Origin of the sequence: Rufibacter latericius, assembly GCF_003721515.1 — a bacterium.
Lineage (GTDB): Bacteria > Bacteroidota > Bacteroidia > Cytophagales > Hymenobacteraceae > Nibribacter > Nibribacter latericius.
Genome location: NZ_RJJD01000010.1, coordinates 74670 through 97785, shown reverse-complemented (window position 1 = coordinate 97785; position 23116 = coordinate 74670). Strand labels below are relative to the sequence as shown.

The window sequence follows — 23116 nt, the reverse complement described above, 5'->3', positions numbered from 1 at the left end:
ATTTCCAACGATGTATCAGTGCCTTTAGCCAAAGCTTCATTAAGCTCACTTATTCGATCTAGATTCATCTTTTCTTTTTGCGTCCAACGTACTTGTGTAAACGACGGCAAGGCCGTCGGGCGATGCTGGCGTTTACACGTTGTTAGGCATAGATTTAATTATTTATGCATTCACGAATCAAGACAGGAATAACAACAGCGCCAAATAAAGCTGTAAAGGACAAAACAGAATCCACATACCATTTATGCTCCTTAGGAAAGTTATCACCTCTTCCCACAATGATGATGTGCCTCTTATTCACTAGTAAGGATATTCCGTCGGCAATTTTAAATAAGATGAGATAGGTAAAGGGTATTGCTAAATAAACATTGCCAAATTGGTGGTCATATATTAAGTCGTATAACGGAATTATGAGCAGAAGAAAAGAACAGAAAAGCGTTATTATATATATTTTGATATTAAACAGTTTCCTGTAGAATTTCTTCTTTGGATTTTGGCTCCATCCAATAGTCAGTTCTACAAGGGCTATTATATATATTATGACTAAAACAATTTTCATTTTTTATTCTAATTTATGCCTAACTAATGTATAAACGGAACAACTCCGGTTATTAGCCCTTTGAAAGGAGGCTTAAAAACAAGATTACACCGCCACAGGTGCCTTAATCCCGGGCCACGGCTCATATTCTTCCAGCTTGAAATCTTCAAAAGAGAACCCGAAAATATCTTTCACGTCTGGGTTAATCTTCATCTTTGGCAACGCTTTAGGCTCACGGGTAAGCTGAAGTTCGGTTTGCTCCAGGTGGTTGGTGTAGAGGTGGGTGTCGCCGCCAGTCCAGATGAATTCGCCGGGTTGCAGGTCGCAGACTTGGGCCACCATCATGGTGAGCAGCGCATAAGAGGCAATGTTGAAGGGCACGCCTAAGAACACATCGGCAGACCGTTGGTACAACTGGCAGGATAGTTTTCCCTCGGCTACGTAGAACTGGAAGAACGCATGACAGGGCGGCAGCTTCATGTTGTTGACTTCGGCCACGTTCCAAGCGCTCACAATGAGGCGGCGCGAATCTGGGTTACGCTTGATCTGTTCTATCACCTGTTGAATCTGATCTATGTGTCCGCCGTCTGGAGTTGGCCAGGAACGCCACTGCGAGCCGTACACCGGCCCGAGGTCGCCGTTTTCATCGGCCCACTCGTTCCAGATGCTCACGCCTCGCTCCTGCAACCAGCGCACATTGGTTTCGCCGCGCAAAAACCAAAGCAATTCATAAATGATAGACTTCAAGTGTACTTTCTTGGTGGTCACCAACGGAAAACCTTCCTGCAGGTTGAACCGCATCTGGTAGCCAAACACACTCAGGGTACCGGTGCCAGTCCGGTCTTCCTTTTTCACGCCCTTATCCAGAATGTGGCGCATTAGATCTAAGTAAGCCTGCATATTATTAATGGGGAATTTAGAAGTTGGAATTAGAAATGGGTGCTTGAAGATAGGAAAAAGTGGCTACACCCAAAGGATAGAAACAAAACTCCTCCCCTCTCTTTCTTGGGTTTAAAATAGAAAATTGGGCAGAGTGCTTCCGGAAAAGCCCACCCGTTTACCGGGTGTTTTCTCAGAAATGCCTCTAAAACAAAGGGTTTGTACGTACCCCAAACTTTTTACCGCTGCCGTAAAAGGAGAAGTAATTGGCCTTGGCTTTTGTTGGCTATCTTAGGCCACCCAAAAACAAACAGAACCTTATGAAAAAATTGATGCTGTCGGCTTTACTGGCCGGAGCGCTGCTGTCTGCCTGCCAGAAGAAAACAGAGACCGCCACGGCGGCCAATGTGTCCAACAACCCCCAGCTTTCTACTTTATTTGAAGATTACTGGGAGCAGAATGCCCGGTTTTTCCCCCTGGATGCCACCTCCCAAGGCGACAACCGCTACAACCACCTCCTGCCCAACGACAACACCCAAGCGTTTCGAGATTCCCTGAACACATTCTACAAGGAGTACCAGGACAAGCTGCATCAGTTTGAGCGCCAGGACCTGAACGCCAACGACCAGATCAGCTACGATATCTTCGAGTACGAAACCAAATCCCGGTTAGAGGGCCTGAAACTTAACACCTGGATGATTCCTTTCCAGCAGTTCTGGGGTCTGCCGCTCACCATGGGCCAATTGGGTGCGGGCACCGGCAATCAGCCCTTCAAGAACACCAAAGACTACGAGAACTGGTTGGGCCGCGTGCAGGGCTTCACCGTCTGGGCCGACAGTGCCATCGCCAATTTCAGGAAGGGAATGAATGCCGGCCTGGTGCTTCCAAGACCTTTGGTGACCAAGATGATCCCGCAGATGCAGAGCATGGTGGTCTCAGACCCAACCAAAAGCCTGTTCTACGGCCCCATCCAGAACTTTCCGGCCGAGGTGCCCGCCGCAGACCGCGCCCGCCTGACCCAAGCCTATAAACAAGCCATCAGTACCCAACTGGTGCCTACTTACCAGAAGCTGGCTACGTTCCTGCAGCAGGAATACCTGCCCAAGGCCCGCACCAGTACCGGCATTAAGGAAGTAACCGGCGGAAAAGACCTCTACACCTACTATGTCAAGTACTGGACCACCACCGATCAATCTCCTGATGAAATCTACAAAACCGGCCAGCAGGAGGTGAAGCGCATCAACGGCGAGATGCTGAAAGTGAAAGACCAGGTAGGTTTCAAAGGAAACATGGACCAGTTCTTTACCTACCTGCGCAACGATCCCAAATTCACGCCTTACAAAACCCCCGACGAAGTGCTTGGTGCTTTCCGCTCCATTCAGGCCAAGATTACCCCAAACCTTCAGAAGATGTTCGGCCGCACGCCAAAAACGCCATTTGAGATACGCCAGACCGAAGCCTTCAGGGCAGCCTCTGCCTCCGCGGAATACAACCAGGGTTCCCCAGACGGGTCCCGCCCCGGCATTTTCTACCTACCTATCTTAGACGCCACCAAGTTTAACACCACCTCGGGCATGGAGTCGCTGTTCCTGCACGAAGCCATTCCCGGGCACCATTACCAGATCTCGCTTCAGCAGGAAAACGAAAGCCTGCCTAAGTTCCGCCGGTTCAACTGGTACGGAGCCTTCGGCGAAGGCTGGGCGCTGTACACCGAATCCCTTGGAAAAGAGTTAGGCCTCTACACCGATCCTTACCAGTACATGGGCGCCCTGGGTGATGAAATGCACCGGGCCATTCGCCTGGTAGTAGACGTTGGAATGCACACAAAAGGCATGACCCGCGAGGAAGCTATCCAGTACATGATGGCCAACGAAGCCATTTCAGAGGAAGGGGCCATTGCCGAGATTGAGCGCTACATGGCAATTCCTGGCCAGGCCCTTTCTTACAAAATTGGTCAACTCAAAATCGGGGAACTGCGTGCCAAGTACGAGAAAGAGTTAGGGGATCAGTTTAAACTGGCTTCCTTCCACGATGAACTTTTGAAAGACGGCAACATGCCTTTGAGTGTGCTGGAGAAGAAAATGGATACTTGGGCCAAGTCGCAGAAGAAATAAAAGTTCTTTGGCTTACGCCGATTTAATTTTGAAACGCCTGCAGGGAAATTCTCTTGCGGGCGTTTCTTTTTGGGGATAGGGTTTAAGGAATTGATTAGACTTATTTGGGTGCATGCAGCTGGCTTGTGCTGGCAGAAGTCTGGTATTTGCGTGGATGCAAGCGCTTTATTGTTGCATGGTTTCTCTCCGAGCGCTCACGGCCGCGAGGCCTCGTCTTCCGGGTTCGCACTGTGCCAGCATCCTTTGCTCCCTTTGGTCGCAATGCCTTCGGCATCGGAACCTGCCTAGGCGCTCACCCGAAAGACTGGAATAGGAAATGTGCCATCAGGAACGAAAGAGCACTATGCCAGCAGGAACGATAGGCCTCACAATTTTTCATAAAACTGTGAGGCCTTCTTTATTGGAGCGCAGTTCAAACTCCTCAAAGACCTCGCAGCGTCCGGAGGTCCTTCGAGCGTCTATGCCAAGAACCGTTAATCCTTTACCTGTTGTTAGTATTTTACATTTTCCCACCTTACCCCCTTGTTGGTGTTATCACCAACAAGCTGAATAGCAGCCTCCCAAGCTCCTTACCCTATTCAACTAAGAGTCCATAGAAGGCACAGAGTGGAGTTCCAAGGTATCAAGATTCAAAGCAACCAGGTAGCCTAACTGGGATTTAAAAACGCAGCCGGCGTCAATGTTGAGGACGTTTGACACCGGTTTTCTCAGGGAATATTTTATTTGTTCCAGAGGTAGAGGGGTGTGCCCATGGATAATCCTTCGGTTTCCAAGTTTTTGTTTATCAACTTCGAACTCCCGGGCCCATAGCAGGGTATGCTTATCCCTTTCGGGGTTGGAAATAGCAAAGTTGAAACCGGCATGCACCAGCAGGTAATCATCAAGTACCATGTAAAGCTCTAATTGTTCCAGTAAGTCCCAGTACACACTCTTAATGCTCTCGATGGTTTCTACTCGAAAACTTTCAAGCGTTTCTTTTCCCCCATTTGTCAACCAAAAAGTATTGTAGGCCAGGTTTTCGCGGGCTCTAAGCATCATGTACTCATGGTTGCCGCTGAGGGCATAAACCTTGTAACCGTTCCTTATAAGTTTCAAGATGTAATCTAAGACACCCTTGGAATCTGGCCCGCGATCAATGTAGTCGCCCAATAAAAAGAGGCTGTCCCGGTTTCTTAGGTGGAGGACCTCTTCCACCATATACTTAAAGGTTTTTGCGCACCCATGAATATCTGATATAGCATATCTGCTCATTCCTGACTTGATTATTATTAATGCTTTACTTCAAACAATATAAAGTACCACTATAATTGTTTGATCTATTAGATTATGACTTTATCTCCTTGGTTGTTTTCGCCTTGTTTTAAGAAAACAAACCTGAAACTACCTCCAGTCTTTCAAAGCAAATTTCCTCCTCTATTACAAGAAAAAGGAAGCAATACCAACACCCACTTTACATAACCCCGTGGGCAAAAGCCTTACATATCTTCCCGGTTCTTGAGGGCATGCAGTTCCAGGGTATCCAGGTTCAAGGCGGTGAGATAGCCAAACCGGGAGTCGAACACACAGCCACCATCAATGTTGATGACGGGTGAAACTGGTTTCCGGAGAGTGGAGGCGATTTCGTTCAGGGAAATGGGCGTATGTCCGTGCACGATGCGGCGGTTGCCGAGTTTCTTTTTGTCTACTTCAAAATCCCTGGTCCAGAGCATGGACTGACGGTCTGAGAACGGGTCTGGGAGGGAAAAGTCAAAGCCGGCATGCACCAGTAGGTAATCGTCTAGTTCAACGTATAGCTTTAGCTCATCGAAGAACTTCCAGTACTTGGCTGGTATACCAAACAAGGTATCGGTGTTGAAGCTTTTAAGGGCGGGCACCCCGCCGTTGATGAGCCAGTCATCCAGGTAACCAGAATTATCGCGGGCATCTAACAGCATGTCTTCGTGGTTTCCGCAAAGCGTAGTGACGTTATACCCTTTTTCCTGTAGTTCCAGGATGAAGTCTATTACTCCTTTTGAATCCGGACCCCGGTCAATGTAATCACCCAACAGGTACAAAGCATCGGTGGGTTGCACCTTCAGTTCTTCCTCTACCATATAGCGGAACGTTTTCAAACAGCCGTGTATATCTGAAATAGCATATCTACTCATACTTACCTTATCTTATTTACTTACAACCTTCTAACAACTTCTATCTAATTTTTTTCTATTACTTAAAGGCCAACTTCTTTCAGCCTTGTTTTACCAAATTTGCTTTAAAACGGGGGATTTTACTGCTTCCATTTCTGTGAAGAATGGAGATTCTTTGTCAGAGGGAACGGAGAAAATATTCAATTTGCTTCCCTGTTCTTTACACGGTACAGCTGAAAGGTGTCAAGGTTCAGAGCGGTCAAATAGCCTAACTGTTTGGTAAAAACACAGCCTCCATCAATGTTGAGGACATCAGCGACGGGTGGCTTCAGCGAGGTTTCAATATCTTCCAGGGAAATAGGCGTATGGCCGTGGACGATCTTCTTGGCTCCTACAACGGTTTTGTCTACCTCAAACTCCCTGATCCAGAGCATGGCTTCCCGGTCATCAAAAGGGTAGTCATGTGAAAAATCGAAACCGGCGTGCACCAACAGGTAGTCGTCTAGTTCTACAAACAGTTCTAAATCCTCTATAAACTTCCAGTAACGGGCGGGTATTTCCTTAAGAGATAAGGTATTGAAGCTTTTCAGGGTGGTTAATCCGCCGTTATAAAACCAATTCTCTGGGTAATCTGGGTTGGCGCGGGCATCCAGCAGCATGTCTTCGTGGTTACCGCACAGGGTGGTCACCTGGAAACCCTTTTTGCGCAATTCTAGGATGAAGCCTATCACGCCTTTGGAGTCGGGTCCTCGGTCAATGTAGTCGCCCAGAAGGTACAGGGTGTCTGCGGGTTGAAGCTTTACCTCCTCTTCCACCAGGTACCGGAAGGTTTTGCTACACCCATGAATATCAGAGATGGCGTAACGGCTCATACTTTCCTCGAAAATGAATAATGATGTTAATACGAGGCTGAAAAATTAACATCTTACCCTAAAGTCACTTATTCAACTGATAGCAGGTAAAAATCTGCGTTTAAGGGCCTATTTCAGGAAAACAGGGGTAAAACGTTGTATCTTGCTCTTTCATTTCCGGTACCAGAAAACGCGCCATGCAATCTTTCCTTCGGCAAACCGCTGAACACATCTACCAGACCTACACCGACCAACTGAGCGACCTGTGCATTGTGCTGCCCACGCGCCGTGCTACCCTCTACTTCAAGAACGCCTTGGCCGAAGCCGCGCCTACCGGTATCTGGTCGCCGCAGATTTATTCCATGGAGGAGTTTGTCTGCAACATGGCCAACGTAGAAGTACTGGAACCGCTGCACCTGCAACTGGACCTTTATGACCTGATGCTGCGCTTTGATCCGCACCTGGACTTTGACCAGTTCGTGGGCTGGTCGGCTACGTTGCTGGAGGATTTCTCGCGCATGGACATGGAGTTGGTAGACCCCAAAGCGGTATTCGAATACGTGAGCGAAGCCAAAGCCCTGGAGCGCTGGGACCCCGCCAAACCCGGCAGCAGCGTGCCCACCCCCAACGTGAAGCAGTATTTCCAATTGTGGGCTAACCTGGAGCGCACCTACCACGCCCTGCACCAAAAGCTTTCCAAAGACAAACAGGCTTATACGGGAATGGCCTTCCGGATGGTAGCCAGCCGCATCAAAGACATCGCGCAGAGCGACAAAGGTTGTTTCCGGTACATTTTTGTGGGTTTGAACGCCTTGAGCAAAGCCGAGCAGAAGATCATCCAAACCTTGCTGGAAGCCGGCAAAGCCGATGTTTTCTTTGATTCCGATGACTATTACATGGCTCCGGATTCTGACAAACGCGCCGGCCATTTCCTGAAACGCTACAAAGCCAAGTGGCCGCTTCCCGAGTGGAACTGGCAACAGAACCTGCTTCTGCAAGACACTAAGGAGATCAACGCCATTGGCGTGGCCAACGCCAGCATGCAAGGCAAGATTGCCGGGCAGCTTTTGCGCGAGATTCGGCAAAAAGACCCTAAAGCCGAGATAGCCATCGTTCTTCCAGATGAAACCCTACTCCTGCCTGTGCTGCACTCCATCTCAGACGAAGTATCAGATTACAACGTCACCATGGGGTTGTCATTCAAAGGTACGCCCCTGTTCAACCTGGTTGATCTGCTTTTTGAGGTACATCTGACGGGCGTGGTACAACCCACCGACACAGGGTACAAGGTAAACCGCTACCATCACCTGGCCGTGACCAAACTGTTGCAGCACCCATTTCTGCGGCGCTATGAACAGTACCTGAACAGCATTGCGGAGCGCGAGACGGACCTGGATCTGTTTCAGCACGTGCTGGATGAGATGGTGCAGCGCAACAGCGTGCTGCTTACCGCTCAGGAGATCATCCAGTTAGGCCGCGAGCACCCTATGTTCATCACCCTCTTCCAGACCTGGAACGACTGCACCGATCTCATTGACTCACTGTATCACCTGGTAGACGCCTTGGGCCGCATTTACCGGGTAGAATCTGAAAACCCCATAGAAACGGAGTACCTCTTCATTCTGTACACCATCGTGAAGCGGCTGGATACGTTGTTTGATTGCCGCGAGCACAAGATCTCGGTGCGAAGTTTCAAGAAATTCCTTTACGAGCAGATAGGCAACACCAAGCTCCCGTTCAGCGGCGAACCCATTTCTCCCACCCAGGTCATGGGGATGCTGGAGACCCGCGCCCTGGATTTTGAAAACCTCATCATCCTGAGCGTGAATGAGAACGTGCTACCGCAGCCTAAGAAGCAGAACTCGCTGTTCCCGTATGATGTACTGCGCACCTTCGGGTTGCCTACCTATGCTGAACAAGAAAGCATTACATCTTACTACTTCTACCGTTTGTTACAGCGGGCCAAACGCGTGAACCTGCTCTATGTGCTGCCCTCAGACACCTACGGCTCGGGTGAGAAAAGCCGATTTATTTTGCAGTTACAGCATGACCTGGCCCTAAGAAACCCCAACATCAAATTTCGGGAACTGACGGCCGTGGTAGAGCAACTGGACACGAAGGAGTACGAGCCCGACATCATCATTCAGAAAGACGAGGTCGTATTAGGCAAATTGAAGGAACAGCTTCGGCGCGGCCTGTATCCTTCTCACCTGAACCAGTTTGTGAACTGCACCCTGCAATACTACTTCAGCCGCATTGCCAAGTTGGAGGAAGTAGACGAGATAGATGAACTGGTGGGCGCCGATACCTTCGGGACAATTGTGCACCAGGTACTGGAAGACTATTTCCGGCCGTTTGCCGAGGAAGCCAAGCCCATCCAGAAAGCCGATGTAGACGTGATGCTGGCGAATCTGCCCAAGAAAGTGCAGCTCGAATTCAAGCGCGGCACCTTAGGCAACCTGCCCGAACAAGGCATGAACCTGATCCTGTACCAGGTGGCCGTGCAGCTTTTGACCCGTTATCTGGAAAACCTACGCGAATCAGAGGAACTGCCGCTGTACATCCTGCAACTTGAAGAAACCCTGCTCACCGACCTTGACGTGAAACTGCCCTCCGGCGAAAAGGTGCCCGTGCGCATTGCCGGCAAAGCCGACCGCATAGACCTGAGCGGCCACACCCTTCGCGTGATTGACTACAAAACCGGGAAAGTAGAGGCCCGTAACCTGAAAGTAAACCCCGAGGAACTGGAAACCACCCTCCTGCACGACCGCCATTTAGACAAAGTGCGTCAGCTTTGGTTGTACCGCTACATTCTGGCCAAGGAGATTCAGAAAGGAAGTCTGTTGGAAAGTAAGGTTTTGAACCTGCCCAAAGCCAGCTATGATTTCGAGGCGGGTATTATCTCGTTCAGGAACCTGGGCGCGGGCGTACTTACCTCGGAGCTTCCGTTCGTGGATGCCCAGGGTGCCCCCACTGATTTCATCCAGACCTCAGAACGCCTATTAAAGGAATTGGTCCTCCGGATGCTGAACCCTGAGGAACCCATCCGGAAGACCAATGATCTGGAAACCTGCCAGTACTGCGCCTATAAAAGTATCTGTGCCCGAGGCTAACCTGGGTAATCTATTTTAGGGCTGTTTTTGGATAAAGGGCCTCTAAACGGGAAGTGCTTTCGAGTTGAGATCGGCGGTTCTTCAGGTAGAAGGCGGTGCCTATGCACATCCACAGAATTCCCATCGGGAAGAAATGCAGCTCAAACAGAACATACATCGGGATAGCTCCTACGAATTTCGGCAATAACCAGCCCAAAGGTGCGGTGAACACCCCAAAGCCAATCATGGCATACCTCACCCAGGCAGGGAAGACCTTTGACAGTATTCCGGTGATGCCCAGCAAAATGGCGCTGATAAACATGGAAAGGCAGGCCACGGGCATCAGGAAGGGTATCATTTTACCGGCAAAAGTAAAGACACAGAACCCGGTGCTTGCCGCCAGGAAGGCGACGACACCAAAGAACAACGCCACGTATTTAAGGTTCTTCAAGGATTTTAAATGGGCAACGATCATGAAAATCAAAGCCAGGTCAATAATGGCGAAAGCCGCGGAGAAAACAGAGCCGTCGGCTTTGCCCAACGGGCTTTCCATGGCCTCCCAGAGAATCTTGCCGGTTTGCACGCCATACACCAGGTGCAGGACGTAATGAAGCGCCAGGAGAAAACCTCCCAGCAGGGCGATAACCGGAATTACCTTCAACAATCTTGAAATCTGTGCTTGCATCTACGTATGAATAAGGATGGAATTTCATCTTCATTGCACTTGCCAGCACTCCTGCACTTACTTCACCACTAAAACGCCATCGGCGGTAATCTCTATCTCCTGGACAGGTTGGGTGATTTTAGCAATTTCTTCCTTGCTTTTGCCGGCATCTTCGGCAAAGTGTTGCAGGCGCTCCACGGAGGTTTCTTTCATTTTAGCCGTTCCTTGCACCACCACTTTCTTACCCACAATATCCTGTGGCATGAAGAAGGCGTAATCGGTGAACTTCACCATGATGGGATCCCCGTTTTCGCGGGCCATTTTCATGAAACAGCCTTTTTTCTTGCACACCTCCACCACGGTGCCTTCAATCTGTCCGGAGAAAGGTACCTCAGGGCTAACTTTCTGCGCAAGATTATTGGCGGCTACTGCTTTGGAAGCTTTGACTTTTTTGCCGTACTGGGCTCCGGGTTTGGCAGAAGGGATATCACTTTGAGCGAAAGCAATGGAGCTAAAGGATAACGCCACTGCCAGAATTACGATGGACTTCATCAGGAAACGAAAGGTTTTAGAAAGTGAGACATGCCCAAAAGTTACCTTGTTCTTGCATAAGGAACAAATTGCGCGGCTAATTTTAGGCCTGCCTTTCTTTACAGACATCTACCTTCTGGTTTAACCCTATTCCACCCTTTCATTTTTTATTTTCAGGTCACTTTTGCGGAAACTGCCTTAAAGCGGCAAGCAGAAACAGCTCTGAAAAAGCGGTTAAACTGTTGGGCCTTTAGAGCACTTATTAAATGCTTGTGGTTTGGATCAGAAATGAAAGACAAGCAGATAACTAACTTGATTAAATACCTTTATGCTTTTTCTCTTAAACAACTACTACCTGTCTTAAGCAGAGTGGTGGAAGGGACACTTTGAAAGGGAATTCAGGTTGGCTTCAACTTGCGGGTGAGTGCCTTTCACATTCCGCATGATAAACTTACTATTGGGGTAAGTAGGCATCCGCACCAAGCTGAAACTCAAATCCTGGGGAGGCACATCGTAGTCCATGTACTTTGAGAGGAAAACCATGGAGACTTTCATGGTCTCAATGGTCACCCATTCGCCGGCACAACGGTGTCCGGTGAAGTGGTCGCCTCCGCCCTGCGGGATGAAATTATAAGGGCTGCCATCCCAATCCCTGAAGCGGTAGGGATAAAACTCATCTGGGTGCTTCCAAATGTTGGGGTCGTGCAGGGTGCCGTAAATATCCAGGAACACCAGGGTGCCTTTCTTGAAATGGTGGCCGCCCCAGTCAAAATCGTTTTTCACCCGATTTCCCAAAAACGGCCCGAAAGGATAATACCGCCGAACCTCCTGCACAAACATCTCCACGTATCCCTCTTCTCCTTCGGCAATTTTACGGCGGGCTACCGGGTGTTCCTGCAGCGCCACGGCCCCAAAGGTGATGTACCAGGCAATAGCCACGATGGGCCGCAACAGGTTAATCAACTCCACCGCAGCCATGTGCACGTCCAGCAGATTATCTTCCAGGTCTCGGTGAAAGGCAACCACGTGGGCTGGTGATCCTTCCGTAAACCCCAATTTCCCCTTTCGGATATCTTTGATGATTTTCCCGATCCACTTTTCGGCTCTTTTACGAGCTTTTCTGCCGCGCATGTGCCGTGGCCCCACTGCCCCAAATGCATCTACCATGGCGGCAAAATCCTGAGCCCTGAGCCGCACTTCCTTTTCTTTCAAGGGAACTCCCGTCCAGGCGCAAGCTACCCGGCAAAGCAAATCCTGGCTTTCCTCGAATAGCACCACTTCGTCCATCTGCTCCCAACGCTTGATATACGCCTGCCACTGCTCCGTCATTAGCCGGTTAAGTTTATGAAGGCTATCGGGGTTCATCAAAGACATGAACATGGCTTTGCGGTGCAGGTGTACTTCCCCATCCATGGTTTGGATGGCATCTTTGCCCATGAGGGTTCTCTGGATCCGGTTGGGGATGGCCTGGTACCGCATGAATTTATCCGGGTCATAGAAAACCTTGGCCGCTTCTTCTCCATGCAGGCAGATCACGTTCTGGAACATGATGCGGGTCTTGAAGATATTGGATTGGAAACGCTCTACCCGGTTCTGGATAAATGGAAAGCCTTCTAGTAGCAGACGAAGGGAATTGTCAAGTACTTTCTCCTGAGGAATGGTGCTCATAAGCTGGCGTAAGTTAGATAAGAGAATACCCATTGCCGGAGATTACCCTTTTAAAGGAGTTGGCAAGAGCATTTACTTCGTTACAGCGTACGCACAAGAACATGTGGTGTTCCTCCTTGCGGGAACAGGGACATAAAAAGGGTATAAACCACCACTCTACAGCACGTAAAATGGGGTTTTCACCTGGAGACGAGCCAAGAAGGTAGAAGGTTTTAAGTGGTTCCGGGGGCTTTTAGGGAAAACAGGCGTAAAGCCTTAGGCAACCTGCGCAGCCGGAAGCACCCGGTGCAGGACCTTGCGGCTGGAGAAATACATGGCAAAACCAAAGGGGATAAAACACAAGAGCCAGGCCATAATGCCCACCAGGTTCGCTAACCAAAGCTGCTGCAAGGCATTAAGCCAATCTGCCTGGAACATGGTGGTGAGTTTATCCAGGGAGAAAGGGATAGGGGTCACCGGGAAAATGGTCTGCCCCAGATCAACAAACGGCACGTACAAGGCAATCTGCACCGGCTGCATGAGGTACCCAATCAGGATGGTAAAAGCTACATTCAGCCGGAAACGGATGGCCCAGAAGGTACACAGCAACGTGGTAAGCCCCAGAAAAGGTACCATCCCGAAACCTGCGCCCAGGGTAATGGTCAGCGCCAGTTGGTGCGGGGTGATGCCTTGCTTTACCATCTCCAGCACGGGTTCCCACAGCTTGCGCCGTATGAAATGCTTCAGGTTTCCTTTTCTAAATAGTAACACGTTTCTCAAATATTCCTCTACTTTGGCGGTTGTTTCTGCCCTACCAAATGCAACGACAAATGTTGTGCTTTTATCCCGTCCAAAGCAATATTTTTCACTTTCTTTTTAGATACCAGTTTCCTCTCCCCGTTTTAGATCTACTTTACTGCGTAAACGCTTGAAATAGAACACCACAGGAAGAGGAACCAGTACATTCGTTGCTTCCGGAAAGCGCCGGAGGCAACCACTCTATAACAGCTTAATGGGTCTATCAGCCATCGCTGCATTTACCTAGACAAACAAATACCTTGCTAACCCTATTACTATTGCGAAAATTTTTAGGCTTGGGCACTTTTAGCGTATCTTTAGGTGTTCATTCACCTGATTTACCCCACTGCTATGGATTTAACCCTCTCGCTTCTTGCCTTCCTGATTGGGGCCATTCTGGCGTACTTTCTGGGGCAGGCCAAGCTCTCCGCCCTCAGGACCACCCTGCAAAACCAGGAAGGAGACCGGGCTTTCGCCTTGAAACAACAGGAAGCCACCCAAACCGAGATGCTGAAACTACAGGAGCAGTTGCGGCGCGAGAACAGCAAGGTGATGGAACTCCACGCCGAGGTCACCCGGGCCGAGAACGACATCTACCACCTGAAACAGAAACTTTCCGATGAACGCGAAGAGCTCTCCCAACTCCGCGAAACGTTCATGCAGCAGTTCACACAGGTATCCAACCAAGTGCTAGTCAACAACGCAGAGCACTTCCGGAAAACCTCTGCCGAAAACCTAGAACAGGTCTTGTCTCCGTTGAAAGAACGTATCAAGGAATTTGAAGCTAAGGTGGAGCAGACCTATGAGAAGACGCTAAAGGACAGCACTTCTCTTAAAGAGCAGATCACCTACATGGCAAGTCTGAACCAACAGATGAGCCAAGATGCCCTAAACCTAACCAAAGCCTTGCGGGGGGAGAAAAAAGCCCAGGGAAACTGGGGCGAATACCTACTGGAAAACCTACTGGAGAAATCCGGGCTGGAACGGAACGTGCACTATCGCCGCGAACAAGTGCTGCAACACGATGATGCCAAAATCTTCCGACCGGACGTCATCGTGGACCTGCCCGACAACAAACACCTGATCATCGACTCCAAGGTAAGTTTGGTGGCGTATGATGCCTACTGCAACTGCGAGGATGAATTCCAGCAACAGGTTTACCTGAAAAGCCACATTCAGGCGATTAGGACCCACTTTTCAGATTTAAGCCGCAAAAACTACCAGCATCTGCACGGCATCCATTCCCCCGATTTTGTGCTCATGTACATTCCCATAGAGCCAGCTTTCAACCTGGCCATTCAGCACGACCGGGATCTTTTCCTGGAGGCACTGGACCGAAACATCGTTTTTGTAACCACCTCCACCCTGTTGGCTACCCTTAGAACGGTGGCCAGCGTCTGGAAACAGGAAAGCCAGAAGCGCAACGTCCTGCGCATTGCCGAGGAAAGCGGCAAGCTCTACGATAAATTTGCCAACTTCCTGGACGACCTGAAAGACATTGGCGTGAACCTGGACCGAAGCCAGCAGAAGTACCATGCCGCCATGAACAAACTCTCAGAAGGGAACGGTAACCTGCTCAAGAAGGTAGAATTACTTAAAAAACTAGGCGCTCGCACAAGCAAAACCATGGAAACTCAGTGGCTTTACAATGCGCCTTCTTTGGCTGAGAACTTCTTAGAAAACCATCCTTTGGAAGAGGAAAATTTGGAAGAAGCTTAAGGATAGTGTCTTAAAAAGGCTTTTACTCTATTCCAAATAAAAGAGGCCGCTGTGAATATAGCGGCCTCTTTTATTTGGAATATTAATGTTACTACAAAAAACGGATCAGGTAGTGCCGGTAGTTGTCCCACCAGTTGTGGTACCAGTGCTACCTGTCGTGCCAGTGGTTCCTGTTGTACCTGTGGTTCCTGTCGTGCCAGTCGTTCCGGTGGTTCCTGTCGTGCCAGTGGTACCAGTGGTACCTGTGGTTCCTGTCGTGCCAGTCGTTCCGGTGGTTCCTGTCGTGCCAGTGGTACCAGTGGTACCTGTCGTGCCAGTCGTTCCGGTGGTTCCTGTCGTGCCAGTGGTACCAGTAGTACCCGTAGTTCCAGTTGTACCGGTAGTTCCAGTTGTAGTGCCTGTGGTACCAGTAGTGCCGGTAGTACCAGTAGTAGTGCCGGTAGTTCCAGTGGTGGTACCAGTAGTACCAGTAGTTCCGGTTGTACCTGTCGTGGTACCCGTAGTGGTTCCAGTTGTTGTTCCCGTAGTAGTACCTGTGGTGGTTCCTGTGGTGGTTCCCGTGGTAGTCCCGTTGGTGGTGCCGGTAGTTGTTCCCGCCGTGGTTCCGGTGGTTGTTCCTGATGGAGTACCTGAAGCATCATCATCATCGTCGCACGATGACGCCAAAGATAATCCAGCCACAATCATGGGAGCTGCAAAAATTGAAATCCATTTCTTCTTCATAGCCTTCTGATTTGATATTTTAAACTATATAACAGTGGGTTATACGATTTCAAATAATTAAATCTGAAGTATGAAGTTTTAATAAATACGGTTTTTTTTATACGTATTAACCTTAACCAATAATATATACTATTTTAAATAAATACGCTAAACACCGAAACTCCACATCGTATAATTTACAAACTATATATTCAACCTTCCTAATCATTAAACTAACTGCAGAATAGGTTAAAACATAGTTCCAGAGCGTGTTTTACAAATTTTAATTATAATATATTCAATTAATAAGAAGCTAAAACTAATAAACTATTTCTAGATATAAATAAATAAACTTAACTAAATTTATCTAGTAAATTTAATTAAACAACATAATTAATCTGCTTCCAGTTAATAAATATATTTAAATAATTTACATTCATTCAGTAGATAAAAAAACGAATTTAAATCTACTATTTACCATTATTAATCCTGATTCTATTGATTCAATTTATCTGATGTGCTTTTAATTTAGTTAATAGGGCTTGTGTTTTATTCCATTCTTCTTGTGATTCTTTATCGCTCCCTTTAGGAGAGGTTGCCTTCAGGTAAAATTGCAGTAGGTTGTGCTTTAACTCAGGGCTAAGGGAGGCAAAATTATTTTTGTCTAGTCTCTCCAGCCACTCGGCATAGGTTTTGTCGGCTTTTCCATAGCTACCCAGCTGAGTGCGGCTTCCGGTATCAAGGTCAGTGTTTGAGAGGGAGCCCAGCGTTGAGGAAAGATGTTTTATACCGGCGCTATAATGCTCAGAGGTGACATTGAAACTCTCCATAAAAAGTTTCTCAGCCTCAGGGGTTGGGGGTTTAAAGGCCAGCGTGCGGTTAGGACCAATCTTTGGCAGGACCCTTAAAAGCCAGCTAAGCGTTTTCTGAAACAGATTGGGATCCTGGTACTCACGGCCCCATTCCTGGTGGTAATCGGTTCTTTTAACCCGATACAGGTACTGCCGGCGGGTGGCACTTGGCTTGGCCGCCCTAATCTCAGATTCTTTTAAATTCCAGGCGGCTTTGGTCAAGCTGGGAATCAAGGTACTCACCGACCTCCGGAAGGTACCTATGGTCAGCTTTAAGCTGATAAACAAGCTGCTCAACTCAAAGCCGTACGTCTTTCTGAAAGCACGCCCCAGGGATTCCTGGCTTACCTCAAATCCAATAAAATCATGGTATGCCTCAGGAGCGTAATTTCCACGGGCAACCTGCAGTACATCAAACCCGAACTCCATTTTGATGTGGGCCAAAGGGTTTTCTTCATAGGTAACACTGGGGCCAAACTGAGCCTTCATCTCCGGGTATACCAGCGGAACAGAACGGTTGGTACCAATGGGGTGCCCGTAATTGTCGGCGTAGTAATGGGCCAGAGCTCCCAACCCGAAAGCATATTCATTTATGGTTTGCGCTTCTTCCAGCAGGGCAACAATAAAATCACCGCTTCTTACATAGTGGGTTAAATCTGTGAAAAAGGTGTTCCCGAAGGGGTAGTACCCCATGTCCTGGATGATAGCGCCTCCATAGGCATGGGCATGGGCTTTCCGCAACTCCTCAGGAGTAGCTTTGGGGTATTTCTTCCGCAGCAAAGGAACAAGGGAAGGCTCCCAGGCCACATCTATAATGGCTTGGTGCGTGAGAACACCATAGGCATTACTTACCGAGGGCTTTACGAGCATTGTGAACAAAAGAACCCCAAAACAGGAGAAGAACCGTTTACCCAGCATATATCAGCATTTTGCCGTTTTCAACCAAAGACGGCATTTGTACCCTTGCTTACGGGAAATACGGATATTAGATAACTGGGTGCTTATATTTGAAATGTATTGAGTTTTGGGTTTTTTTTCACTTTGGTATAAAAGAGTTGTATTAGCAGCCTTTTACTTAAACTACCTTAAAAACGCACATTTGCACCTTGGTTGTTTTTATCCTTACCTGCCATAAAAAACCACAGAGGCGCACCAAAATGGCGCGCCTCTGTGGTTTAAAGAAAGGAAGTGTGTTCTTAATAATTAGCTTCTACCCCCGGTAAATCAATCAGGATGAAGGTGCTATCTGCCGTGGCTTTAATGCGCAGGGCATCTACATCTGCTGACCGAACTTGGTCGTTTTTCTGCACCTGAATTCCGTTAACGAACAGTTCGCCGGTGGTCACATATATAAGGCCTTTTCTGATGGGGAAGGTCTTGAAATCAATCTCTTTTCCTTCTTTCAGGTTGGCGTAGTAAATAGTGGAATTTGAATTGATGTAAACCACATCTTCCAACACCTTTTGGCCCGTCACTAAAGGCACCAATTCGTTTTTTTCCTCAGTAAAATCAACGGCTTTCTGCTCGTAACTGGGGGTAAGTCCCTTTTTGTTCGGGAAAAACCAGAGTTGGTACAAGTGAAGGTCTTTGTCTGAGTGGTTGTGCTCAGAGTGGCTCACCCCTGTGCCGGTGGTCATGCGCTGCACCTCCCCCGCCCTGATCACGGTGTCATTCCCCAGGCTGTCTTTGTGGGTCACCTCCCCTTCCAGAACAATGGTCACAATCTCCATCTCAGAATGCGGATGCTCTGGAAAACCGCTGTTGGCTTTGATATAATCATCGTTGAAAACCCGCAGGGGTCCCCATTGCACGTTGTTCATATCATAGTAGTCTGAAAAGGAAAAAAGAAAGTAGGAATCTAACCACCCGTGTGAGGCATGGTGTCTGTCTGAGGCGGATATCACTTTGATCATGAGATACGGAGTTGTTGTTCAAGGTTAAATACGTACCCACGCCTCTGAGGTTTATTATGGGTTTCCTATATTCAAAACTGGTCCGTTTAGGGGCTGTTTTCTAAAAAACAGCCCCTAAACGGACCAGAAAGTCCTGTTCTTAGGAATATTACTTAGAAGTCTTGAGCTTCTTCACCTCTTGCTGAAGGTCTAACACCAGGGAAGTGAGTTTATCCAGGGAGATCTCTGCCATCGGGAAGGTAGTGCTGATGTAGGCTTTGGCTTCCCACAGTTCCACAATGTCCTCCAGAGCTACATCGTAAGGCTCGTAGCTAGGGTTATCTGAGTGAAGGCGTAAAGCAGTCTGCTTTTGTTGGTGGTAGAGACGCTTAAACACAATACCCTCCTGCAAACTCACCACAATACACGGGGTACCATCCTTGATTTCCTGCCATTGCTCCACGTACCTACCCACGATAACCGTTCCGGACGGAATGGGCAACATGGAGTCACCTTTGATTTCGAAGGCCCGGTAGGTGCCGGGGCTCTGGATCATGGGTAGCCTGAACTTAGGTAGCTCTTCCATGAACTCGGGGTCTGAGTAACCATTCAGGTAACCGGCACTTGCTTTATAAGGTACCAGCTCAATGTTCTCACGGTCTTGCGCGTCTACCGTAATGGAAAGCACTTTTACGTTGGAAGAACGCTTGGCTGAACCAGACTTGAAGGTATTGGGCAACTCAGGATTGATCAACTCATCTACCGAGAGCTGAAAAACCTGAGCCATTTTCATCAAAGTAGCCAGTTTAGGTTCGGCCCGCCCCTCTTCATAGGCCCCAATCAGAGACCGCTTAATCTCCAGCCTTTCGGCCAGCTGCACCTGGGTCAGATTAAGTTGCTTTCTAAGATATTTCAGGTTAGTGCTAAGCATAAGAAGAAAAGTAGAATGTTTGACAAAGTAAAAGTACTAATTCTTTAGCAAACAACTAATAATTTTGGCATTAGTTTTTAGAAACATTTGTTTCTTCCAATTAAAGCTACAAACGAACCAATTTCCTCCATTCAAGGGTGATAAGTAGCATAATTCACCTTTATACAAAGCAATATCCATATATATAAAGTATTTAATATCAATAATTTATATATGATAATGTTTGGCGGAAAGTAGGATTATTCACTACATTTGAGGAATATCCATCAGCGCATTTATCCTTGATGGCGCCTTAATTCATCATATTTATGGGAATTTTTTACTAATCTACCTTATATGAATTCAGCTACGTTTAAGAAAGCAGTGTCCTTTTTTGCCCTGGCTTCGGTCTTTTCCATGTCTGGTTGTCAGCAAGACGATCCAGTAGAAGAAGTAGCCAGCCTACCAGTAGAACCTGCCGCTTCTTCCAAAGCTATCGCCGGCAAGTTCATTGTTATCCTGAAAGACAGTAAACAACAATCTGCAAGTGAGTTGCGGGAGCGGGTTTTAGGAAGAATTGGGTTGGAGACCAGTAGAGCCCGGGAGGTTTTCCAGGGAGCTTTGAACGGTTTCTCGGGTTCTTTCAGCAAAGAAGAGCTAAAACTCCTTCAAGCCGACCAAAACGTAGCCTTTATTGAACCAGAGCAGGCGGTCATGTTGGGCAAAGCCAATACCGCCATTGCCTCCTCTACCACCACTTCCTCCACCACCACCTCTACCCAAACCATTCCCTGGGGCGTAGCCCGCGTAGGCTACGGAGACGGAACAGGTAAAACCGTGTGGGTGATTGACTCTGGCGTGCAGTCAAACCATCCAGACTTGAACGTAGATGTGGCCCGCAGCAAGTCTTTTATCTCCGGCGATGTCTCTATTGAGGACGGGTATGGCCATGGAACCGGCGTGGCGGGTATAATTGGTGCTAAAAACAACAACGAAGGAGTAGTTGGCGTGGCCGCCAATGCTACCATTGTAGCCCTTCGCGTATTTGACAACACCGGTTACGGCACCCTGACTCGCATCTATTCAGCCTTGAACCATGTGTACCAGTATGGTAAGCCCGGCGATGTAGTGAACATGAGCCTTCGCGTAGCGGGTTCTACCATGTTGGATGACCTGGTTAAGAAAACTGCCGCCCGCGGAATCTTCATTGCAGTGGCTTCTGGTAACAGCTACATTGACTGCAAAGTAGATTCACCTGCTCGCGTGGTTGCGCCTAATGTATTTGTGGTTTCCAACATGGACTCTAACGGCAAGTTCAACCCTACCTCTAACTTCGGAGCCTCCGTAAATTTCTCAGCTCCGGGCACCAACATCCAGACTACCTGGAAAGGCAGTAGCTATGCAACCGGAAACGGCACATCGTATGCCGCTCCGCACGTAGCAGGAATTCTGGCCCTCACCGGCGGAAAAGTGAATTCGCAAGGTGTGGTAACCAACGACCCGGACACCACTCCTGACCGGATTGCTTTGAAATAGATCAATTCTTCGTTTACTTCAAAAGAAAGGCCCGTCCAAATAGACGGGCCTTTCTTTTGCATTTTACTTTTATTCCCTTTCTAGTAAAACGAGCCTAAAATGAGAGCAGTTTACCCTAAAACTGCTTTACAGGCTGTTTTCTTTGTTAAACCTTCCTATACCCAACCTTATTTTCAGGTAATCAATTTCACCTTCCAGGTACTCAAAGATGGGTTTAAGGGCGGCCGTTTGTTTTGTCTGCTGAATGGCTTCCCGTACACGGCTGTATTCCCAGTCAGAGAGGTAGGGCTTCAAGTCTACGTCATAGCCCTGCTGGTAAAGCGTTGCCAGGTGCGAGTAAACCGTGTTGATCTGTACCTGCCGCTGCTCAGAAATTTGCTCTGGGGTTTTGCCTTGACGCAGCAATTCATAGGTCACCAAATGGGTCGTTCCTTTTATTCGGGCTTGTTGTTGTTCGGCTTGTTGGGCCAGAAAACTAAGGATAGCGTTGATGAAGATTTCGCCGTATTGCTCGTATTTGGCCTGCGCCACCCCAGAGATAGCCAGGAAGGCCGGTCGATTGGTGGGTCGCTGCTCTACAATCTCCTGCAGGGTATTGTCAGTGAAAACCACGTAGGGCGGAATGTTGCGCTCGTTGGCCAATTGTTTCCGAAGTTGCCGCAGGTGTTCGAACAAGGCCGTCTCCACCCCGCTTCTTGATTTCTTCTGCCGCTTCTCTTTCTCTTCTTTGGGCAGCGGTGCCTGGAATTTCACCAGTTCTACTTTTTTGCCCTTGAAAAGCACGTCTTGACTAGCATTGGTCAGCTTCAAAGCACCATGCTCATCATAAGCCACCTCCAGAATGCCTTGATTGATCAACTGGTGGATGTAGCGTTGCCAGTCCTGGGAAGGTACATCTCTTCCCGCCCCGAAGGTTTTCAGTTGGTCATAGCCTCTGGTGAGGGTAAGTTGGTTTCGGGAACCGCGCAGAATATCCACTACCTGGGCCGAAGCCACTGTCTCCTTTGTTCTGGCTACCGCAGAAAGGATTTTCTGGGCCAGCTCAGTGCCGTTGAAAGAGGTTGGCGGATTATCGCAGATGTCGCAGTTGCCGCAATCTTTGTGGTACTCCTCCCCGAAGTAGTGCATCAGGGTTTTGCGTCTGCAACTGGTACTCTCCGCGAACTGTTGCATGCGGTCCAGTTTGGCCAAAGACAGCGCTTGTTCCTTACTGCTTTCGCCTTGGGTTACAATGTCGCGTAGGGTCATCACATCGGCTAAACTGTAAAAAAGCAAAGCCTCAGCTGGAGCGCCGTCGCGTCCTCCCCTTCCAATTTCCTGGTAATAACTCTCCAGGTTCTTTGGCAGGTTGTAATGGATAACCCAGCGCACGTTGGATTTGTCAATCCCCATCCCGAAGGCGATGGTCGCGCACATGATCTGGATGTTATCCTGCAGGAACTTCTCCTGTACGTTTTCGCGGTCTCTCGACGAGAGCCCAGCGTGGTAATAATCGGCGTTGTAGCCTTTTTCCTTCAGCTTGGCAGCCAGAGACTCTGTGGCTTTCCGGCTAAGGCAGTAGATGATGCCCGGCTGAAAGGGACGCTCCTCCAGGAAATCAAGAATGGCTTCCATGCGTTTCTGGCCCGGTTGCACCTGCAGGTAAATGTTGGGCCGGTCAAAGGAAGAGATGAAAACCTTGGGGTCCTGCAGATAAAGTTGGGTGAGGATATCGCGCTGGGTAAGGCGATCAGCAGTGGCGGTGAGGGCGATGATGGGCACCTCTGGGAACTGTAGTTTCAGGTTCTTCAGTTGCAGGTACTCTGGCCGGAAGTCGTGGCCCCAGGCCGAGATACAGTGCGCCTCGTCAATGGCGAAAAGGTTAATCTGCAGACGTTTCAGGAAAGAGAAAAACCCTGCGGAGAGCAGTTTTTCGGGAGACACATACAGCATTTTCATGCGGCCGTCAAAGCATTGCTGCTCAATCAACTGTTGCTCCTTCGCCGACTGGGAACTGTTCAGGTAACCAGCATTCACGCCGTTGCCCAAAAGCGCTTCCACCTGGTCTTTCATCAAAGCAATCAACGGGGAAACCACCACGCTCAGGCCGGGCATGACCAGACCCGGCACCTGGTAGCAGACCGACTTTCCGCCCCCGGTAGGCATAAGCACCACGGTATCGCGCTTCTCCAGTACGTTGGAGATGATGTCTTCCTGTCCCGGTCTGAACTGATCATAGCCAAAATATTGCTTCAGAACTTCCCGTGCTTCCCTTACTCCCATTTTC

Annotated in this window: 17 protein-coding genes; 4 read left to right on the top strand and 13 right to left on the bottom strand. The window is 48.7% G+C overall.

Going from position 1 to position 23116, the window contains the following annotated elements; genetic code table 11:
- Window positions 1-643 precede the first annotated feature (643 nt).
- Window positions 644-1438: a thymidylate synthase gene (locus EFB08_RS16490; protein ID WP_123128064.1), complete on the bottom strand. Its 795-nt coding sequence runs from the start codon at window positions 1436-1438 to the stop codon at window positions 644-646.
- Between the two features lie 299 nt (window positions 1439-1737).
- Between EFB08_RS16490 and EFB08_RS16485 the strand changes: the two genes are divergently transcribed.
- Complete coding sequence (locus EFB08_RS16485; RefSeq protein WP_123128074.1) at window positions 1738-3531, top strand: DUF885 domain-containing protein; 1794 nt, start codon at window positions 1738-1740, stop codon at window positions 3529-3531.
- Between the two features lie 582 nt (window positions 3532-4113).
- Here the strand turns inward: EFB08_RS16485 and EFB08_RS16480 are convergent.
- The 3 genes from EFB08_RS16480 to EFB08_RS16470 form a co-directional block, all read right to left on the bottom strand.
- Window positions 4114-4782 (bottom strand): metallophosphoesterase, encoded by a 669-nt coding sequence (locus EFB08_RS16480; RefSeq protein ID WP_123128063.1) that lies wholly within the window; start codon window positions 4780-4782, stop codon window positions 4114-4116.
- Window positions 4783-5006: 224 nt separating this feature from the next.
- Window positions 5007-5678, bottom strand: coding sequence for a metallophosphoesterase family protein (locus EFB08_RS16475; protein WP_123128062.1), 672 nt, complete (start codon window positions 5676-5678; stop codon window positions 5007-5009).
- A gap of 179 nt (window positions 5679-5857) precedes the next feature.
- The gene (locus EFB08_RS16470; protein ID WP_123128061.1) at window positions 5858-6529 is read right to left on the bottom strand and encodes a metallophosphoesterase family protein; all 672 of its coding nucleotides are present in this window, start codon (window positions 6527-6529) and stop codon (window positions 5858-5860) included.
- Between the two features lie 176 nt (window positions 6530-6705).
- Between EFB08_RS16470 and EFB08_RS16465 the strand changes: the two genes are divergently transcribed.
- Window positions 6706-9621 carry a PD-(D/E)XK nuclease family protein gene (locus tag EFB08_RS16465; RefSeq protein ID WP_123128060.1) on the top strand — a complete coding sequence of 972 codons (2916 nt, stop codon included), beginning with the start codon at window positions 6706-6708 and terminating at the stop codon, window positions 9619-9621.
- A 10-nt stretch (window positions 9622-9631) separates the two neighbouring features.
- Here the strand turns inward: EFB08_RS16465 and EFB08_RS16460 are convergent, their stop codons facing one another.
- The 4 genes from EFB08_RS16460 to EFB08_RS16445 all read right to left on the bottom strand — a co-directional run bounded on the left by EFB08_RS16460 (window position 9632) and on the right by EFB08_RS16445 (window position 13213).
- Window positions 9632-10285, bottom strand: a complete 654-nt coding sequence (locus tag EFB08_RS16460; RefSeq protein ID WP_123128059.1) for a hypothetical protein — start codon at window positions 10283-10285, stop codon at window positions 9632-9634.
- 57 nt (window positions 10286-10342) lie between these two features.
- A complete protein-coding gene (locus tag EFB08_RS16455; protein WP_123128058.1) occupies window positions 10343-10816 on the bottom strand; it encodes a DUF4920 domain-containing protein in 474 nt (157 codons plus the stop codon).
- A 339-nt stretch (window positions 10817-11155) separates the two neighbouring features.
- Entirely contained in the window at window positions 11156-12463 is a 1308-nt protein-coding gene (locus EFB08_RS16450; RefSeq protein ID WP_123128073.1) for a cytochrome P450, read from the bottom strand.
- A 255-nt stretch (window positions 12464-12718) separates the two neighbouring features.
- Window positions 12719-13213 (bottom strand): DUF2062 domain-containing protein, encoded by a 495-nt coding sequence (locus EFB08_RS16445; protein WP_125077762.1) that lies wholly within the window; start codon window positions 13211-13213, stop codon window positions 12719-12721.
- A gap of 378 nt (window positions 13214-13591) precedes the next feature.
- On the opposite strand from EFB08_RS16445, the gene rmuC reads away from it, so the two are divergent.
- The gene (rmuC, locus tag EFB08_RS16440) at window positions 13592-14959 is read left to right on the top strand and encodes a DNA recombination protein RmuC (RefSeq protein WP_123128072.1); all 1368 of its coding nucleotides are present in this window, start codon (window positions 13592-13594) and stop codon (window positions 14957-14959) included.
- Between the two features lie 105 nt (window positions 14960-15064).
- Here rmuC and EFB08_RS16435 read toward each other — a convergent pair whose 3' ends face one another.
- The 4 genes from EFB08_RS16435 to EFB08_RS16420 all read right to left on the bottom strand — a co-directional run bounded on the left by EFB08_RS16435 (window position 15065) and on the right by EFB08_RS16420 (window position 19335).
- The gene (locus EFB08_RS16435) at window positions 15065-15682 is read right to left on the bottom strand and encodes a hypothetical protein (protein ID WP_193553979.1); all 618 of its coding nucleotides are present in this window, start codon (window positions 15680-15682) and stop codon (window positions 15065-15067) included.
- A gap of 482 nt (window positions 15683-16164) precedes the next feature.
- Entirely contained in the window at window positions 16165-17382 is a 1218-nt protein-coding gene (locus EFB08_RS16430) for a zinc dependent phospholipase C family protein (RefSeq protein ID WP_165864930.1), read from the bottom strand.
- A 326-nt stretch (window positions 17383-17708) separates the two neighbouring features.
- Window positions 17709-18425 carry a pirin family protein gene (locus EFB08_RS16425; RefSeq protein WP_123128055.1) on the bottom strand — a complete coding sequence of 239 codons (717 nt, stop codon included), beginning with the start codon at window positions 18423-18425 and terminating at the stop codon, window positions 17709-17711.
- A 148-nt stretch (window positions 18426-18573) separates the two neighbouring features.
- Window positions 18574-19335: a LexA family transcriptional regulator gene (locus EFB08_RS16420; RefSeq protein WP_123128054.1), complete on the bottom strand. Its 762-nt coding sequence runs from the start codon at window positions 19333-19335 to the stop codon at window positions 18574-18576.
- 336 nt (window positions 19336-19671) lie between these two features.
- On the opposite strand from EFB08_RS16420, the gene EFB08_RS16415 reads away from it, so the two are divergent.
- A complete protein-coding gene (locus EFB08_RS16415) occupies window positions 19672-20850 on the top strand; it encodes a S8 family serine peptidase (protein ID WP_123128053.1) in 1179 nt (392 codons plus the stop codon).
- A 126-nt stretch (window positions 20851-20976) separates the two neighbouring features.
- Here EFB08_RS16415 and recQ read toward each other — a convergent pair whose 3' ends face one another.
- Window positions 20977-23112 carry a DNA helicase RecQ gene (gene recQ / locus EFB08_RS16410; RefSeq protein WP_123128052.1) on the bottom strand — a complete coding sequence of 712 codons (2136 nt, stop codon included), beginning with the start codon at window positions 23110-23112 and terminating at the stop codon, window positions 20977-20979.
- Window positions 23113-23116 lie beyond the last annotated feature (4 nt).